We start from the raw sequence: 18,266 nt of genomic DNA on the forward strand, positions 1-18,266 counted from the left end.
TTCACCTCAGTTGCAGAATATATGCTTGCCGATTTTTTTAATTTGTGGACGTCCCCATATCCATGAACTAGTGGCTGTATCCGGGTTAAAATAATATTCTGCTTCTCCCGTTGGATCCCAGCCATTCATAGCATCCAAAACAGCGTTTCTTGCCGTTTCATTAGGCTCGAGCCAGATTTGTCCATCAGCAACCGCCGTAAATGCTCCTGACTGAAATATGACACCTGAAACCGTATTTGGAAACGACGAGCTTTGGACTCTATTTAAAATAACGGCCGCAACCGCTACCTGGCCCTCATACGGTTCACCTCTCGCCTCTCCATGTACCGCGTTCGCCATTAGCTTTATATCACTTTCTGAAAATCCCGCCGGTATATTGGTAGCTGTACCAGTTGTCGTACTTGTGGTTTTTTTCTTGTTTGTTGTCGTTTTCTTTGCAGTAGATGTCGATTGTTTAACTTGATTTTCAATCGGAATTCCCTGATAGTACGTAAATTCTTTTCCTGAATTAACTTGTTTTTTCACCCAGGAAGCGTTGTAATTGGATGCGCTGACCAGTTTACTTTTTGTTTTCGCTCCTCCTAATCCATCAACAGGGAGACCAAATGCTTCTTGGAAATTACGTAATGCCCAGTAAGTTCCCCATCCAAAAACCCCATCAATTTTCCCGTGATAATAGCCTATATTTTGAAGACGTGCCTGCAGTTCGATGACATCATCCCCTATGGCTCCTCTTTGAATCACCTGATTTGTAAATGCTTCCGTCTTTATATTAAACATCGGTGATAGGAATAAAAAACAGCCAATTACTAAAAAGGATACTAACTTCCTTGCTAATCCCTTCATTTCATGCCCTCCTGTAGAATTAATGACAGTAAGGGTAGTTTTTGCAAACACCTATAAAATATTCAGCCCACCTAAAAACTCGAGCTTTTATTTGTATCAGACTTGTCTGAATCACATCTACTTTATAATAGGAAATTGAGGTTAAGAAGAATTCATTTTTATAGCTAGTGGAGATTTAGATATACGTTTATTCATAAGAGGGAATGATGAGAGAATAGTTCTTTATACAAACGAATCAACCAGCAGACTGAAGGAGGGTAAATGGGTAATAGACCTATATAACAGACATGTTTCTGTTCCTTTGTCTTTAACCAATACTCGATAGAAATTCTTAAAAGAGTACTTTAATGAACAATATCCTTTTGAGATAATCCCCAAAACAAGCTGCTCAATGGACAAAATAAAAAACAAACTCAGAAGCAAATCACCACCTTCATAAGGCAAAGATTTAGTACTAAGTTTGTTTTTTCCTATCGTTTATCGGACTGATTCAAAGGATTGTTTAAAGGCCTTTTCTGTTAATACACGGGCCTTTTTCACCTTCCAAAGGCCGAGCCCCCAAAGACCGAACATAAATGGAATTAAATACACATACCATTTTTCTTGCTCCATTAAAATATAGTTAAAGGAACCATGTAAGACGATTGGAATGAACAGCGCTGTCAGCATATACATAATTTTCAAGCGAGAATGCGGTTGAAATTTGGCTTTCCCAAAATAAAAACCCATAATCACACCAAATAGCCCATGGCTCGAAACAGGAAACATCGCTCTTCCCCATGCATATTCAAGCCCGTTCGAAAACAAGTAGAAGATATTTTCCAATGTTGCAAAACCCAGTGATATGGAAACCCCATAAACAATTCCATCATACGGTTCATCAAAATCAACATGACTATAGATTAAGAACAGGAATAAAGCCCATTTGATTAATTCCTCGACCATACCTTTTTCAAAAAACGCATCGGCCCAAACAGAAAGAAATACTCCTTCCGCCTGAATAACATACTGAATAAACATAACAGGTATGACGAATAGGGCGCCATATATAAACGCCTTTAATACTACAGACACAGGTTCAGTGTTATATTGATCCTTTAGGTAAAAATAAATAAGCAGGGCTAAACCCGGAGCAACACCTGCCGTTAATATATTTAACATGGATTACCCTCTCTTTTTACTCTCTCATCCTATAATCGTAACATGGACGAAAAAAAAAGAAAATCAAGAAAGATCGTCATTTTAAGAAATCCGCGTAAGGATGCCAATCGATGCCTACAGTTTAAATGCATCCTCCACACTGACCGTACCATTGGAAAGTAAAATAGCCAATTTCAACCTTGCTTTCTTACTGTCATAATCCTCACCAAGAATAACGCCTCTATTTTTCAGATCATGTGCACTGCCATTGTAACCATAGGCTGGATACACTTTTCCTTCCTCTGCACTTGTACTGATTACAATGGTAATTCCTTTATCCAAAGCCGCCTGGATGGAATCCATCATAAACGGTGTGACTTGCCCGCGTCCCACGCCTTCCAGTACGATACCGCGCGCACCGGCATTTACAGCAGCATCAATCATAACTCCATCTGCTCCTGTATAACACTTTACAATATCAACACGCGGGATTTCTGTTCCAATATTATAGGATTCATTATAAATTGGTTTTTGATAAACACTGACAACATCATTATCAATGATACCCAAATATCCATATCCGAATGATTCAAAACCCTGGAGATTAGAGGCATGGACTTTTTTCACGTAACGGGCAGAATAAATACGCTCATTAAATACAACCAAAACGCCGCTATGCTTTAAATGTTGATTAGCAGCAACATAGATTGAATTTCGCAAATTAGAATACACATCTGTTCCAACATCCTGCGGGGAACGCTGAGAACCCGTTACCACAATAGGTCTCGGATCTTTTGTCGTCAAATCAAGAAAATAAGCTGTTTCCTCCAAAGAATCCGTTCCATGGGTTACAACCACCCCGCAAACTTCATCATCTTCTAATTCCTTTTCGATGGCTTCTTTTATGAGCACCATTTCATTAAAGTCGATATGCATGGACGGCTTTTGCATTAGGTTAATGATTTTTATATCGAATCCCTCCGGCAACTGACAGAGGGCAGCCAGTTCTTCCCCACTCATAGCCCCTGAATTCAATAATCCCTTTGATATCTCTTTACTGGCAATCGTTCCGCCAGTTGTAATTAGTGAAATTTTCTTCATCTTACACCTCACGACAAGTTATCAAGCACAGTGTAATGCTATTGCTGACGTTCTTTTTCTTTTATTGCATTTGCTATTTGGCCACCATGAAATCTTCCATTTTCTATAAATATTTCATTGGCATTATTACCAGCTACGATCACACCCGCCACAAATAGGTTTTCTACATTTGTTTCCATTGTTTCTTCGTTAATATATGGTTTGCCCGTGTCACTCGCAAGCTCAACTCCAACATTTGTTAAAAGGCTATAATCCGGATGATAACCTGTCATGGCAAATACATAATCATTTTGGATTTCAATCAATTGCCCCTCTTTTTCATATATTACAGTTTGTTCACGAATCTCTTTTACCACCGAATTAAACTCCATTTTTATTGTCCCATTCCGAACATAGGATTCAAACTCTGGCAAAATCCAAGGCTTAATGCTTTTAGAATAAACATCCCCACGGTAGATCACTGTCACTCTTGCTCCAGCTTTAACAAGTTCAAGCGCTGCGTCCACGCTAGAATTTTTTCCACCGATTACGGTCACATCCATATCATAAAAAGGATGCCCCTCTTTAAAGTAGTGATATACCTTTTCCAAATTTTCTCCTGGTATATTCATCATATTGGGTTGATCGTAATAACCTGTTGCAATAACACAATATGGTGTTTCATATTCATTTTTACTAGTTTTTATTCTAAATAAACCGTTCTCCTGCTTTTCAATCGATTCCACACACTCATACGTATGTACTCTTAAATTCTTTCTTTTGGCTACTTCTCTATAGTACGTTAAGGCCTGAAGTCGAACAGGCTTACGATTTTCTGTAATAAAAGCTACATCTCCAATTTCCAATTTCTCGCTTGTTGAGAAAAAAGTTTGATGGGTTGGGTAATGATAGATTGAATTAACAATATTCCCTTTTTCAATAATTAAGGGATTTTTACCAATTTCCTTTAAACTGATGGAAGCAGCCATACCACATGGCCCGCCGCCAATTACAATTGCATCTTCAAATTGCATAATTGTTTCCTCCAAATAACCATAAAGTCTCTATGATGCTTATATCTCCTTGTTTCTATACCCTGTTACTTCTCATTCCATGTTGAAATTGCCCTTTTACTATACCATTTTTAAAAAATAAACTCATCAGCCATATGCAAAAAAGTTTTCTATCACGAATGACAGAAAACTTCTCTTTGCGTTTGCCTTATTAATTAAATCCAGCCTCTAAATCGTGATGCTTCGGCCATTTTTCTTACTCCAACCATATAGGCAGCTAACCTCATGTCTACTCGACGGGATTGAGCTGTATCATAGATGGTATTAAATGATTTAACCATCACTTTTTTTAATTTTTCTTCCACTTCTTCTTCGGACCAATAATATCCTTGATTATTCTGGACCCATTCAAAATAGGAAACGGTTACGCCACCGGCAGATGCTAAAACATCAGGCACCAATAGAATACCACGCTCTGAAAGGATGCGTGTACCTTCCAAAGTTGTTGGCCCATTTGCAGCCTCGACAACAATTTTAGCGCGAATTTTGTGAGCGTTTTCATCGGTAATTTGATTTTCAATGGCAGCAGGTACTAACACATCACAATCAAGTTCAAGTAATTCTTTATTCGTTATCGTATTTGTAAATAAATTAGTTACTGTACCAAAGCTATCGCGGCGATCCAATAAATAATCTATATCCAGACCTTCTGGATCATGCAGAGCACCATTTGCATCCGAAATTCCAATTACCTTAGCACCAGCATCATGCATAAATTTAGCCAGGAAGCTCCCCGCATTCCCGAATCCCTGCACAACGACTCTGGCTCCCTTTAAATCAATCCCGCACTTCTTAACTGCTTCATAAATACAAATGGTTACCCCTTTAGCTGTAGCTGACTCCCTGCCGTGTGAACCACCAAGAACAAGGGGTTTTCCGGTGATAAATCCCGGAGAGTTAAACTCATCAATACGACTATACTCATCCATCATCCATGCCATAATCTGTGAATTAGTGAAAACATCTGGAGCCGGTATATCTTTTGTAGGACCAACCATTTGGCTGATTGCCCTTACATAACCACGGCTAAGCCTTTCCAATTCCCTAAAAGACATATTGCGCGGATCACAAATGATTCCACCCTTCGCTCCTCCATATGGTAAATCTACAATACCGCATTTCAAACTCATCCATATGGATAAAGCTTTCATCTCTCTCTCCGTCACATTAGGATGAAAACGAATCCCACCCTTTGTCGGTCCAATAGCATCGTTATGCTGAGCACGATATCCTGTAAAAATCTTTACAGATCCATCGTCTAATTTAACTGGTATTTTTACTGTTAACATACGAAGGGGCTCCTTCAATAATTCATAAACCTCTTCTGGATATCCAAGCTTATCTAAAGCTTTATGGATGACAGTCTGAGTAGATTTTAAAACATCTAGTTTGTCCTCAGTGGATTGATGGTCGGCTGTCATTATAGTACCTCCTACAGATGTATAATAATTAATAATTTCCTTCCAGCATAAGTATACAACTTTGGAAATAGTCTGGAAAGTGAAATAATAGAATAGTAGAAATGAAAAATGATGAATCAACCAGGAGTACAGTGTTCTCTAAAAATATTTTGATTTATTATTCACTTTTATAAATTCAGTATACTTAATAAAGTTCAAACAGCGCAAGAAAGCTGTTTCATACCTGTAGAATAAACAAAAAAATCACATCCTGAGATGCGATTCTTTATCAAAAATATTTTTTTATAATAGTAATTATATTGTCTTCACCAATCTTATTTCCATTTGCAGCCAGAAACTCTTTATTTAAAATTGAGAATTCACTAAACTCTAATAGAATGGCCATAATCGTAGCCTGATTCAGGCGGGATTCTCCCTTAATCTCCAAATAATAGTTTGATTGCCAATAATAAAGGATTCCTACCAAGTCCCATTTTTCTTGAATTGTTTTACAAGCTTGTACAACATCGTCAAAATCGGCAAACTCATAAATCATTTGATCACGTTCTTGTATATTGATAGATAAGGACTCTTCTATATCTAACTCCATATTTTCAGTAGAATGACCTTCCGCTATGTTTAGAATCATATATATACCGTAATATGAATACGTATATATATCTATTTGGTACGTACCGTTAACTGAACTCCCATTATTCATAAGTGCTTCGTGAACAATTTTATAAAAAAAGAAGTGTGTATCCAGTGAGTGTATGGATAACGTTTCCCAGTTAACACCCGTTTCCTCCAACTCATCACAAGGAATAAATAGTTTGAACAAAACCGGACTGATTTGTTTAAGCTTCATCACTGAATCCTCCTGTAGCGAACTCTCTTTTTCATTGTATGAAGTGAGCCACAGTCGGTACCTTGTATTAACTTCAAGTAGCTTACTCCTTCTTTACTCGAATGAGATGCGTCTCCGGTTTTGCTTTTAATCGAAGCGGAAACAAGCTTGTTCCATATCCATTACTTGTGAGAATCAAGGTATCCTCTTTCTGATCGATTCCGCCCAATTTATATTTACCCATTCCGAAAATCCTAATTTGCCCACCATGTGTATGGCCGATCAATACCAAATCGATCCCATACGATTTATCTATTTCCTTTTCAATTTCCGGTGTATGACTAGCCAATAATTTAAAGCTTTCCGCTTCCACCTCTTCCATTGCTAAATCAAGCCTGCCAGTCTGTTCTTCTTCATCATAAAAATCAATGCCTAGAAGACGTATTTTACCGCCATCGCTCGTTTCAAAAAGAACGCTCGTATCCAATAATTCGTGTACGCCCATTTCCATAAATAAGGCATCCAATTCATGTCTGTCCACTTCGTAATCGTTATTCCCCCATATAAAATAGACAGGTCCTACACGTTTTAATCTAGCTAAATTTTCTTTAATTCTTTCCATAGTTACATGTTTCTCTGCAAGATCCCCACCAATTAAAACCAAGTCGGCTTTTCCTTTTACTTTCTTGATGATCTCTTCGCTGATCATACGCCTATGTATATCTGATATAAAAAAGATTGTTAGAGTTTCGCTGCTCGGGAAATCTTTGAAGACAAATGTGTGCTCAATTACTTGATCCAAATTTGCAAGCCTGTACATATGAACTAGTAAAAAGCATGATCCCAATACAATGAATAATCCCAAAAAGAGTAGTACTGCCATTCAAATATCTCCTTCTCAATCAGTTATCTTTCTTAAAATAAAAGAAGCCAGCCTTTTATTACTATGACCAGCTCCTATCTATTCAGTTCTTTATTTTTCATCGATATGCAATATTCTAAAGCCAGATTCTTCTAATTTGTTTATAAATTTATCAATATTTGGCGCCTTTGCAACTTTAATGACAATACGCCTTAAAAGCTTATCTGTTTCATCAAACGTAACAAGCGAGATAATTTGTTGTTGATATTGTCTCGTTATCTCGGTTAATCTGGCAATACGCCCCTTCGTTTCCACTGTTGTCAATGCAATCCTGACACCAGGTACATGTACACCAAACGTACTTTGGAATTGTTCGATGATATCATAACGTGTGACAATACCAAGGAAATGATTTTGATCATCAACTACAGCTAATAAGGGTGTTTCTTTTAAATCAATAAATATATTCTCATATATTTCATTACCTTTTAATGTTTTATTTGCCTCTGCGATCGACTCTGCTTTTGTTTCTTTCAGAAAAATGTCCCTGGGCAGTTCTGATAAAAATGCCGCCTTGTAGATTCGATACCTTGTGATTGTACCTACATACTGATTTCCTTTCAGTACCGGCACTCCTTCAATACGATGTTCATCCAATAGCGAGAAAACCTCTTGAAGAGTATCATTGTAAGAAACCGTATGACAATGATATTTCGAGATCATTATATTCTTTACAAACATTAAAGCACCCCCAACCGCAATATCATACTAATAGTATGTTTACGCCTTATACTACTAGTTTTTCGACAAAACTTTTCCTTCTCCTGCCTAGTTGTGAAGGATTATTTATTTTCGTGAAAAAGATTTATATCATATTGTTCTTTAAGTTTATTAAACAGGAGATGCCTGTTTTTCCATGCTGTTTCATTTTTCCAAAGATCCTTACTTCTATCGACAATTTCACACCTTAATGCATGAAATTCCTTTTCTGCCTTGTCCATTTTCTTCTTATAATGAAGCATTCCTCCATACGTAAAACCCAGCACAAGAAAACAGAAAATGATTAATTTGTTTTCAAAGAAATGAAGATACATAGCAGTAAACGAATAGGCATAGAGGACAACAATCTTTTTATATATATAAACACCCAGAATAGCAATTAAACCTAACGTAAAGTAAATAAATAAAAAATGGCGAGATTTATAATGATCGAATTTGCGTTTTCTTTTTACCACATTAACGAGCATTATTTTTGTAGCTTCATCTGTATGTTCGTCCAAGTCTTGAATATGGGCTTCCATAAACCACCTCTCCTTTACATATTTATGTTTATGAAAGAGGAAGATTATTTATGAAACTCTTGTCCATTATTTCTTTAACCATTAAAAAAATCCCTATACTTCCCCCTTCTTATAGATTTATTTTGGCAAGCCTGCTTTCTTATTTATGGCAAATCCAAGAATTAAATCAATCGTGAAGTGCATGGCTATGGTTACAAATAAATTTCCTGTGCATTCATAGACAATCCCTATCAAGAAACTAAGCAAGAGGATATTGATAAACAGGTAAACATTGTATAAATACCTGATATGAATCAAGGCAAAAATTAAACTGGCAACTCCTATTCCAACTGTTGTTTGAATAATGCCTCTAAACAATAGTTCTTCACTGATCGCGACTAACAGGACAACAAAGAAAATTTGCCAGCTATTCAAAGAACTAAAAATCCGCTGGTTAATACCGCCATCATCAAAATATCTTTTAGGAAGAATTTTCATAGACAGTAAGTCGTAGCCAACCACTAGCAGACCAGCTGGAACCCCTACCAGTAGGATAGCCCAATCTCGATAGTTAAACAGCAGAAAGAAATCCTGTAAATCATCAAAAATAAATAGACCTACCACCAAAGCAATCAAAAGCAGAAGCACTTGTGTAAGAATTAAGGCCCTGTATAACTCTGTATTCTTAAGCTGACCCACCAGCTCTGCCTGCTTATTATTCATGATTTGAGTTTTCCCCTTCAGTAAATAAGCGCTTCAGTTCCATACGCCAATTTTGACTATTCTGCTGATAATCATTCGATTGTTTCGGAAGGACCTTTACGAGTTCGTCCAGTGTGTTTCCGCACCGATCACAGCAAATTTCCGTTCTATTTTGAAGCTCCTGATCAAAATAGGCAGCAATCGTTTGCTTCCTGCATTCAGTAGCGGTCACCCAATTTTTCAGTTGATAAAGTTTCATAAGCTTTTCTTTTTTTCTTTTTTCAAGATCGGCATCTATACGGTCAACACGCTCTTCCGGATCATGAATATTTTCCATGATTAACATACGATTCAATTCCTTTATCCGTTCGAACTTATCGTCACCAATCCATTCCTCAGCAGTACGATCAGATACACTGAGTTGATTAATGACCCATTCGATTTCAGAACGCGTTGGAAAATCTTTTTCAATCAGATGAGATGCTTGCCACTCATCCCCTTCTGCATATAAAAGAATGGCTACAGATGGCAATCCATCTCTTCCTGCCCTCCCAATCTCCTGAACATAGGCTTCTACACTTAACGGCATATTTAAATGAAAAATAAACCGTATATCATTTTTATTTATCCCCATTCCAAAAGCATTGGTCGCCACAATAATTCGTAGCTGGCTTGATAAAAATTGCTGCTGAATCAGGATTCGGTCAGTTGTTTCCATACCACCGTGGTAATAAGCGACACCTCCAAACCCTTTTTCTAATAAAGATTCGCTCAACTGCTCAGCAAGTTTCCGGCTAGATACATAAATAATCCCTGGACCTTCCACTTTTTTCAATAATTCAATCAACCGCTGAAGCTTTTGCTGATAATCAGTTGTTTCTTCTACCAAAATACTGATATTCTCTCTGTTTACATTATGGATAATTCTCGTCGCATCCTGAATAGATAAATTCCGCAAAATATCCTCCTGAACCTCAGGAGTAGCAGTAGCTGTTAAAGCTAATGTCAATGGATTATTCAGCTCTTTCCTTAGTAGACCGAGCTGTAAATAGCTTGGCCTAAAATCATAGCCCCATTGAGATATACAGTGCGCTTCATCTACAACAAATAAGGCAATCTTGAGCTTTTTTAATTGATCTAAAATAAATCTTGATTGAAGCATTTCAGGTGAAATATACAAGAATTTCAATAATGGAAAAGATCTCAGTACCCGATCTCGTTCCTGTTTTGAAAGAAATGAATTTAAGGAAGCAACTCTCTTTTCACCTTTTGCCTTCATTTGCTCCACCTGATCTTGCATAAGAGCCAATAATGGTGAAATGATAATAACTAATCCATCCAGCAGGTAACCAGGCATTTGAAAACTCAAGGTTTTTCCTGTCCCAGTTGGCAGCATCGCTAGTGTATGTCTGCCTTGCATAATGGATTCAATTACTTCCTTCTGTCCTGTTCTGAACGTTTGGAATCCAAACATTTTTTGCAATTGGACCTCAAGTGGGTGCATACTTACACTTCCTTCCGCTTCGCCATAACCAGTCTGATTTGAAAATATGTTATTTCAGACGGAAGTAACTGTTTTAAGTTTCTTAATTGTTTCGTTTCATTGGTCGCTATGGCCTGTTCAATTTGTTCTTTTTCTGAATTACTCACATATACATCAATCGGAAAATCAGGTAGGTTTGATACAATTTCAACAAGATGATCCTCAATAGTATTCACTTTTAAATTCCTTACAGCTGCTACTTCTTCTTTAGACATACCGGATTGAAGTAACTTTAATGTTGTCTGAGTAGAATCAGTTAAAGGAACTTGTACCTTTTTCCCCAGCTGACCTAGTTCTTTTAAGACTAGATAAGCCGGCTGGGCGCTGACTTTAAGCATGTAATGGATAGTATCCCAAAAGAGAAGCCTTGCATAATATACATCTATGTTTAACTTTCTGGCAGCCTGTTCAATCGTCAATCCTGCACGCTGATGACCCGAGAATAAACATACAATTAATTCTGCACTGACTTCGTTTGTAGTACTTAACAACTCTTCAAGCTCCTTATATAACATCTTGCTTAGTTCCTTTGGAGATAGCGCAATTTGTTTAAACAGCTTTTTCACAACCATTTGTTCCTCTTGATTACGCGTTACCGGGATAAATGAATGATTGCCATTAAGTAAACATGAAGATGTTTGAACCAGTAATTGTAATCTCAACCAAAAGCCATGAGCTGCATCTTGATAGGTACGACCATTTAAGTGAGTTAACGGAGGATATGACTCTTTCCATGAAGTAAGGGCATGTTCTCCATTCTCCGTACAAATATACGTTTTGGTGCCTATTTCTTTTATAAATCCTTCTTTGGTCAATTCGGCAATCTTTTGGTCCCAATGTTCTCTTTTTAATTTCGGAAGAACTCCAAAGAATTCAGATATATGAAACAGCCTGGCATCTTGGATGGGTTGTGAGGATTTTTTACCATTCAATATATGTAATGGTGAATAAACAGTTCTCTGTCCCTTTAATGCATTTATCAAATACAGTATTAATCCATCAATATATGGTATAATCATGTTTTAACTCCTTTACCCGAGCGAGTCGACACTTTTATCTTACCAAATAGATGGACACTCATGCTTACATTTCAACATTCTATTTTGTGTTCATTTTCTAAAAACACGCGAAATATTGGCTATTGAAAAGTTATTCCATCAGTTTTACAATAGGGTGAGGGGTTTGATATCCAGTATCCAGTACGGTATCAAAATATATATATCTTTACGGGAGGTATTTAGCATGGCTAAATTTACTATTGTTGACAAAGAAACTTGCATTGCTTGTGGTGCTTGCGGAGCAGCTGCTCCAGATATTTATGATTACGATGATGAAGGTATCGCATTTGTTACTTTAGATGATAACCAAGGTATTGTCGAAATTCCAGATGTTCTACTTGATGACATGATGGATGCTTTCGAAGGATGCCCAACAGATTCTATTAAAGTTGCTGATGAGTCATTTGATGGAGACGCTTTGAAATTCGAATAGTTCAACATTAATAAAAGCCTCTGCGTTGCAGAGGCTTTTATGTATTCTATTTATTTATACATTTCGTAATACAGATTGTTTCAAGAACCATCCCTGCATTTTAGTAAACAACAACATAAATACAAAGGCAATTAAGGTTCCTTTTATTATGTTGAAAGGTATGATTGCCGTGGTGATCATTGCTCGAATCTCTGTACCAGACATGTTCCAATTCATTAATACACTATAACTTGGCAGTAAAATGAAGTAATTGACAAGACTCATAAATACAGCTAATACGATTGTACCGCCAACAAGTCCGTAGGCAAGCCCTCTTTTTGTGCCCAGTTTTTTGTAAAAGTAGTAAGCTGGCAGGATAAAGGCAACGCCTCCGATAAAGTTAGCAAAATGCCCAACCGGAATCCCTGTATCGCTTCCTGTCATGATATAATCCAAAATGTTTTTTAATAATTCTACCATGATTCCCGCAACCGGTCCTAAAGTGATAGCTGCAATTAATGCCGGAATATCACTGAAATCAATTTGTAGAAATGCCGGAAAACCTGGGAATGGGAAGTTCATAATCATTAGAACATATCCGATCGCACCCAACATCCCAATTGTAACCATTTTTTGAATCTTACTTACACTGTGTTTCATTTTTCCTCTCTCCTTTAGGTGTGGTTCTACCTCTTCTAGAAGAAAGGCTCTGCTGCAGTAACGACCATCGTGAATCCCTGCCATAAAAAATCCCTTTATCTAGATAGATAAAGGGAGAAAAGGCATTGTTAAACAAACGTCCACGATAAATCGTTTTTTGAACGTTAACAGAGACCTCCATCTTCTCCCATCCAGACTATACTGTCGGCTTTGGAATCTCACCAAATCCTGCCTTTACAGGCTCGCGGGCTTAGATTTACATCATCACCGCCGGTAGGGAATTACACCCTGCCCCGAAGATAGACCGTATTTAATTAAATGGCTTTATAAAAGGTCAGATAGAAAATCAGCTGTCCATTTATATAGACCATTTCTAGTTTGATTTTATATCAATAAATCAAAAAATACAAGAGATTGTACTCTAGTTTATCAGTCTAAAAACAGATCTCCCTATTCGGTAATTGGATTGACTATAAAATCAAAGATTTTCCCTATATTTCATAATCTCTTTTTAACAGGTACCAACGTGGATATAGTCACCATGACCATATGTTTAAAAAATATTTTGAAATATCAAAATAGTAAGCGTTTACATCTATATTCTTGATTGACACATAGATTATAAGTCTTGTAGAGTGGAAACATAATGAAATACTTCTACAGGAAGGTGACAAGATTGTTTAAAGTGCTAATTGCAGATTCAATCAAGCCCGATGGTTTAACACCATTTGTTGGCAGGGATGACATTGAGGTTGTCCAAAAAAAGATAGAAGAAGTAAGTGAAGAATTGCATCTGTTTGATGCACTTTTAGTCAGAAGCTCTACAAAAGTAACAGAGGATTTACTCCAGAAAATGACAAGCCTTAAAATCGTAGCTCGAGCTGGCGTAGGAATTGACAATATCGATGTTCCTTCCTGTACAAATCGTGGCATTATCGTAGTCAATGCACCCGATGGCAATACGATTTCGACTGCTGAACATACGTTTGCCATGATGGCATCATTGGCTCGGAATATCCCCCAAGCCCATCAATCATTAAAAAATGGGACATGGGAACGAAACCGTTATGCAGGCACTGAGTTAAAAGGGAAAACGTTAGGAATCGTTGGGATGGGAAGAATCGGTACTGAAATATCCAAACGAGCAAAAGCCTTTCAAATGAACGTTTTTGCATTCGATCCTTTTATCACAACTGATCGCGCCAAAGAATTGGGCGTAACGGTTGGCCCATTGGAGAACTTGATTGAGGTATCTGATTTTATTACCGTTCATACTCCATTAAACAAAGATACTAAGGGCTTATTTAATAGGGAAACGATACATAAGTGTAAAGATGGTGTTTATCTAATCAACTGTGCCAGAGGCGGTATTATTGATGAGGAAGCTTTATATGATGCCGTTATCGAAGGGAAAGTAGCTGGAGCAGCCCTGGATGTATTTGTCGAAGAGCCTCCTCTAAATAATAAATTATTATCTTTGGATCAAATTATTGTCACACCTCACTTGGGTGCTTCGACAAAAGAAGCCCAATTAAATGTGGCTAAGCAGGTTGCAAAAGAGGTCGTCTCCTATGTGGATGGAATTCCCGTTTCAAACTCCATCAATTTACCAGCTATCCCTGCTGAATTGTTCACTAAAGTACAGCCCTATTATCAATTGGTTAAAAAACTTGGCTCCTTCCTATCCCAATATATGAACGAAGGCATTAATGAAATTTCAATTACATATGGTGGAGATGCATTTGATTTTGATGCCTCTCTTTTAACAAAACCACTGGTTTCAGGCTTTTTTAAAGAACGTGCTGATTTCACAATTAACGAAGTAAATGCCCTTTTATATGCAAAAGAACGTTCCGTCACAATTGGCGAAAAAATCTCTAAGGAAACATATGGCTATTCCAATAGTATTACAGTAAGAATCAAAGGCGAGACCAAACAAATTGAAATAAAGGCAACCTATATAAAGGAATACGGCCCAAGAATTATTGCCATCAATGACTTTAAAATCGACTTTTATCCAGATGGCCATATCCTCTATATCCAGCATTACGACAGACCAGGTGTAATTGGTATTGTCGGTAAAAAACTTGGCGATCTTAACCTCAATATTGCCACTATGCAGGTTGGACGTAAAGAAGCTGGCGGCGAAGCCATCATGGTTCTTACATTTGATGAAAAAATTCCTCAAACTGTTATAACTGAACTAGCCGTCAATGATGAAATATCCGTGGTCAAGGCAATCAATTTGTACGAGGGCTAAAATAAAAAAATGAATTCAGAATCGCCCCATTAGAGTATTCTGAATTCCTTATGTCTGCAATCTGAGGGCTCCATCAATATGATGGAGCCCTCTCTTACAGGTTAAGGTTATCTTAGCTATGTTTTTGTTTAGCTACTTTTGTATAGGATGTTTGTATTTCCGGTGCTTGTTTCATCCAAATTCCTTCCATTTGTTCAAGCGTTTTCCCTTTTGTTTCCGGTACGAATTTCCATACGAATATTGCAGACAGGATACTCATTAATCCGTAGAATCCATACGTGAACCCTCCGCTAAATTCCATCATCATTGGATAGGTAGATGAAATGAAATAATTGGCAGCCCACTGAGCAGAAACGGCAATTGCAACAGCCTGTCCACGAATTTTATTCGGGAAAATTTCAGATATTAGAACCCAACAAATTGGTCCCCAAGACATCATAAAGGATGCTGTATAAATAATAATGAAAACTAAAGTCCATATACCAATAATATTTGCATAAGCTAATGCGGATACTCCGATCATCCCGACAGCCATCCCGATAGAACCGATAATTAATAAAGGTTTTCGTCCCCATTTATCAACTGTCATAATTGCGATTATGGTGAAAATAACATTAACCAAGCCCATCACGATTGTCTGCAGCATGGACGCATCCTTAGCTGCCCCCATGCTTTCAAATATACGCGGTGCATAATAGAGCGCAACATTGATTCCGACAAATTGCTGAAATACGGAGAGCAGGATTCCAACTACAATAACCAATTTTCCATATGCAAATAACTTTCCGTTGGAGGCAGTTGTATGGATGGATAATTTAATATCCCGCAAGATTGATTGTGCATGTGCTTTTCCATTAATTTTCGTTAAAATGCCCAGTGCCTTCCCATCTAAGTTTTTCATAGCCAAATATCGCGGTGTTTCCGGCACCATAAACAAGAGGAGCATAAATAACACGGCAGGGATTGCTTCTGAAGCAAACATATACCGCCATCCAATATCATTGATCCAAGTAATCGATTGTCCGTCCGCAATTTTCCAATTAACAAAGTAGACAACCAGCATACCAAAAATGACGGCAAACTGATTAAAGGAGACCAGCTTTCCACGAATATCAGCTGGTGCAATCTCTCCTATGTATATAGGTACAACCGCAGAAGCTAAACCAACACCAATGCCTCCAATAATTCGATAAAAATTAAACATAATCAATAAAGCAATCGTTGGTTCTCCCTTAGTGAAAAATAAAAATTCAGGATAAGCTGAACCTAAAGCCGAAAGAGTAAACAAAATAGAGGCAATGATCAGTGAATTCTTCCGCCCAAATTTTGAAGCAAAATAGCCCGATATTATCCCACCAATTATACAGCCTATCAAAGCACTTGATGTAGTTGCCCCATGTACAAAGGAACTTAGGCCAAGGCTATCGATAAAATAGACTTCCAGTGATTTTTCCGCTCCAGAGATGACGGCTGTATCATAGCCAAAAAGCAGACCTCCGATGGCAGCAATTAGTGTTAAAAATATAATATAAAATGAATTCCGTCCCGATTTACTCATAGTTGCTTTCCCCTTTAAGTAGGTTTAATTTGTTCAAACTTATGTAAACCTTTACATTTTTAAGGATATTAGCTCATATAACAGCTAATATCCTCGTATTCCTTATCTATTCCTTTATTGGATCTATCTCTTTATCCCCTGTAAGCATCCAATATGTATTGGTTTAAAATCGCTTTTAGCTGTTCCTGTCTGCCGGATTTATTTTTAATCTCACCAAGTCCAAGAGCGTATTGCTCCAATTTTTTCAAATCCGTATTACCCTTCACAATATCAAGTCCAATTCCGTCTGTGAAGCTGCTATAACGGTCTGCAACAAATTGATCCAGTACCTTGTCATCGATTAATTTTTGTGCGACTTTTGCACCGACTGCAAAACTATCCATTCCAGCAATGTGAGCGAAGAATAGATCTTCCGGCTCAAATGAACCACGTCTAACCTTAGCATCAAAGTTTAACCCACCGGAACCAAGCCCATCATTTTTAAGAATCTCATACATTGCTAACGTTGTAGAGTATATATCTGTCGGGAATTCATCCGTATCCCAGCCAAGTAATGGGTCGCCTTGGTTCGCATCTACTGAGCCTAGCATACCGTGTATACGTGCTAATCGTAATTCATGTTCAAATGTATGTCCGGCAAGAGTAGCATGGTTGGCTTCGATATTAAATTTAAAGTAATCTTTTAAATCATAAGCTTGTAAGAATGATAAAGCAGTTGCTACATCAAAATCATATTGGTGTTTGGTAGGTTCCTTAGGTTTTGGCTCGATTAAGAATTGAGCACCAAAGCCAATTTCTTTTGCATAATCAACAGCCATATGGAAGAAGCGCGCCAAGTTATCCTGTTCTAATTTCATATCTGTATTCAGTAACGTCTCATACCCTTCACGTCCGCCCCAGAATACATAATTTTCTGAACCTAATTCTTTTCCGACTTCCAGTCCCTTTTTCACCTTGGCAGCTGCATAAGCAAATACATCTGCATTAGGAGCAGTTGCTGCACCATGCATCCAACGTGGATGAGAAAACATATTGGCCGTATTCCAAAGCAACTTTGTTTTGCTATCTTTTAAGTAATCCTTCATCATTGCCACGATACTATCAAGATTTTTATTCGTTTCACTTAAAGTAGCCCCTTCTGGAGCAATATCAACATCATGGAAACAAAAGAATGGCACATTCATTTTCTCAAAAAATTCAAAGGAAGCTTCTACTCTTGCTTTCGCTAAATCCATACCAGAATAACGATTATACGAACGAATCATGGTCGCTTGACCGAAAGGATCTGTACCATCAGCAGTGAATGTATGCCAATAGGAAACAGCGAAACGCATTAGATCCTCCATTTTCTGTCCATTTATAACTTCTTCAGGATTATAATATTTAAATGCATATGGATTGGATGAACCAGGTCCTTCATAGTTTACTTGTTTACAAAAGTCAAAATAATTCATTGATTATTCCTCCTAAATTGAAATCGTTTTCATTTGTTTACATTTCAAATTATAACAGGAAAAACTTAGTTTGTCTAATGGATAAACTAAG

At 37.4% G+C, this 18,266-nt stretch carries 17 protein-coding genes and 1 riboswitch; of the genes, 2 read left to right on the top strand and 15 right to left on the bottom strand.

Annotated elements, in window-relative coordinates; all coding sequences use genetic code 11:
- Positions 1-6: 6 nt before the first annotated feature.
- The 12 genes from sleB to AC58NB_RS07210 form a co-directional block, all read right to left on the bottom strand.
- The gene (gene sleB / locus AC58NB_RS07155; RefSeq protein ID WP_497426263.1) at positions 7-780 is read right to left on the bottom strand and encodes a spore cortex-lytic enzyme; all 774 of its coding nucleotides are present in this window, start codon (positions 778-780) and stop codon (positions 7-9) included.
- A 543-nt stretch (positions 781-1,323) separates the two neighbouring features.
- Positions 1,324-2,007: a glutamic-type intramembrane protease PrsW gene (gene prsW, locus AC58NB_RS07160; RefSeq protein WP_497426144.1), complete on the bottom strand. Its 684-nt coding sequence runs from the start codon at positions 2,005-2,007 to the stop codon at positions 1,324-1,326.
- 114 nt (positions 2,008-2,121) lie between these two features.
- Positions 2,122-3,087 (bottom strand): asparaginase, encoded by a 966-nt coding sequence (locus tag AC58NB_RS07165; protein WP_497426145.1) that lies wholly within the window; start codon positions 3,085-3,087, stop codon positions 2,122-2,124.
- A gap of 38 nt (positions 3,088-3,125) precedes the next feature.
- Positions 3,126-4,100 (bottom strand): YpdA family putative bacillithiol disulfide reductase, encoded by a 975-nt coding sequence (locus AC58NB_RS07170; RefSeq protein ID WP_497426146.1) that lies wholly within the window; start codon positions 4,098-4,100, stop codon positions 3,126-3,128.
- Positions 4,101-4,294: 194 nt separating this feature from the next.
- On the bottom strand, positions 4,295-5,560 hold the full coding sequence (locus tag AC58NB_RS07175) for a Glu/Leu/Phe/Val family dehydrogenase (protein WP_497426147.1): 1,266 nt from the start codon (positions 5,558-5,560) through the stop codon (positions 4,295-4,297).
- A 268-nt stretch (positions 5,561-5,828) separates the two neighbouring features.
- Positions 5,829-6,407, bottom strand: a complete 579-nt coding sequence (locus tag AC58NB_RS07180; RefSeq protein WP_497426148.1) for an adaptor protein MecA — start codon at positions 6,405-6,407, stop codon at positions 5,829-5,831.
- A gap of 82 nt (positions 6,408-6,489) precedes the next feature.
- Entirely contained in the window at positions 6,490-7,269 is a 780-nt protein-coding gene (locus tag AC58NB_RS07185) for a metallophosphoesterase (protein WP_497426149.1), read from the bottom strand.
- A 90-nt stretch (positions 7,270-7,359) separates the two neighbouring features.
- Complete coding sequence (locus AC58NB_RS07190) at positions 7,360-7,989, bottom strand: CBS domain-containing protein (protein ID WP_497426150.1); 630 nt, start codon at positions 7,987-7,989, stop codon at positions 7,360-7,362.
- 101 nt (positions 7,990-8,090) lie between these two features.
- The gene (locus AC58NB_RS07195; RefSeq protein WP_497426151.1) at positions 8,091-8,549 is read right to left on the bottom strand and encodes a YpbF family protein; all 459 of its coding nucleotides are present in this window, start codon (positions 8,547-8,549) and stop codon (positions 8,091-8,093) included.
- A gap of 117 nt (positions 8,550-8,666) precedes the next feature.
- The gene (locus AC58NB_RS07200) at positions 8,667-9,251 is read right to left on the bottom strand and encodes a CPBP family intramembrane glutamic endopeptidase (RefSeq protein ID WP_497426152.1); all 585 of its coding nucleotides are present in this window, start codon (positions 9,249-9,251) and stop codon (positions 8,667-8,669) included.
- Positions 9,244-10,734, bottom strand: a complete 1,491-nt coding sequence (locus tag AC58NB_RS07205; RefSeq protein ID WP_497426153.1) for a RecQ family ATP-dependent DNA helicase — start codon at positions 10,732-10,734, stop codon at positions 9,244-9,246. Before AC58NB_RS07205 ends, AC58NB_RS07200 begins: the two co-directional genes overlap by 8 nt.
- Before the next feature lie 2 nt (positions 10,735-10,736).
- Positions 10,737-11,792 carry a YpbB family protein gene (locus AC58NB_RS07210; protein WP_497426154.1) on the bottom strand — a complete coding sequence of 352 codons (1,056 nt, stop codon included), beginning with the start codon at positions 11,790-11,792 and terminating at the stop codon, positions 10,737-10,739.
- Between the two features lie 223 nt (positions 11,793-12,015).
- Here AC58NB_RS07210 and AC58NB_RS07215 point away from each other — a divergent pair, with 223 nt between their 5' ends.
- The gene (locus AC58NB_RS07215; protein ID WP_066107552.1) at positions 12,016-12,264 is read left to right on the top strand and encodes a ferredoxin; all 249 of its coding nucleotides are present in this window, start codon (positions 12,016-12,018) and stop codon (positions 12,262-12,264) included.
- A gap of 54 nt (positions 12,265-12,318) precedes the next feature.
- On the opposite strand, the gene AC58NB_RS07220 is transcribed toward AC58NB_RS07215, so the two are convergent.
- Positions 12,319-12,903 (bottom strand): ECF transporter S component, encoded by a 585-nt coding sequence (locus AC58NB_RS07220; RefSeq protein ID WP_497426155.1) that lies wholly within the window; start codon positions 12,901-12,903, stop codon positions 12,319-12,321.
- Between the two features lie 175 nt (positions 12,904-13,078).
- Positions 13,079-13,208, bottom strand: a riboswitch (FMN riboswitch).
- 371 nt (positions 13,209-13,579) lie between these two features.
- Between AC58NB_RS07220 and serA the strand changes: the two genes are divergently transcribed.
- Positions 13,580-15,163: a phosphoglycerate dehydrogenase gene (serA, locus tag AC58NB_RS07225; protein ID WP_497426156.1), complete on the top strand. Its 1,584-nt coding sequence runs from the start codon at positions 13,580-13,582 to the stop codon at positions 15,161-15,163.
- Between the two features lie 112 nt (positions 15,164-15,275).
- Here the strand turns inward: serA and xylE are convergent, their stop codons facing one another.
- Positions 15,276-16,721, bottom strand: coding sequence for a D-xylose transporter XylE (xylE, locus tag AC58NB_RS07230; protein ID WP_497426157.1), 1,446 nt, complete (start codon positions 16,719-16,721; stop codon positions 15,276-15,278).
- Positions 16,722-16,852: 131 nt separating this feature from the next.
- Positions 16,853-18,175, bottom strand: a complete 1,323-nt coding sequence (gene xylA, locus AC58NB_RS07235) for a xylose isomerase (RefSeq protein ID WP_497426158.1) — start codon at positions 18,173-18,175, stop codon at positions 16,853-16,855.
- Positions 18,176-18,266 lie beyond the last annotated feature (91 nt).

This window comes from Pradoshia sp. TA40_28 (assembly GCF_059694525.1).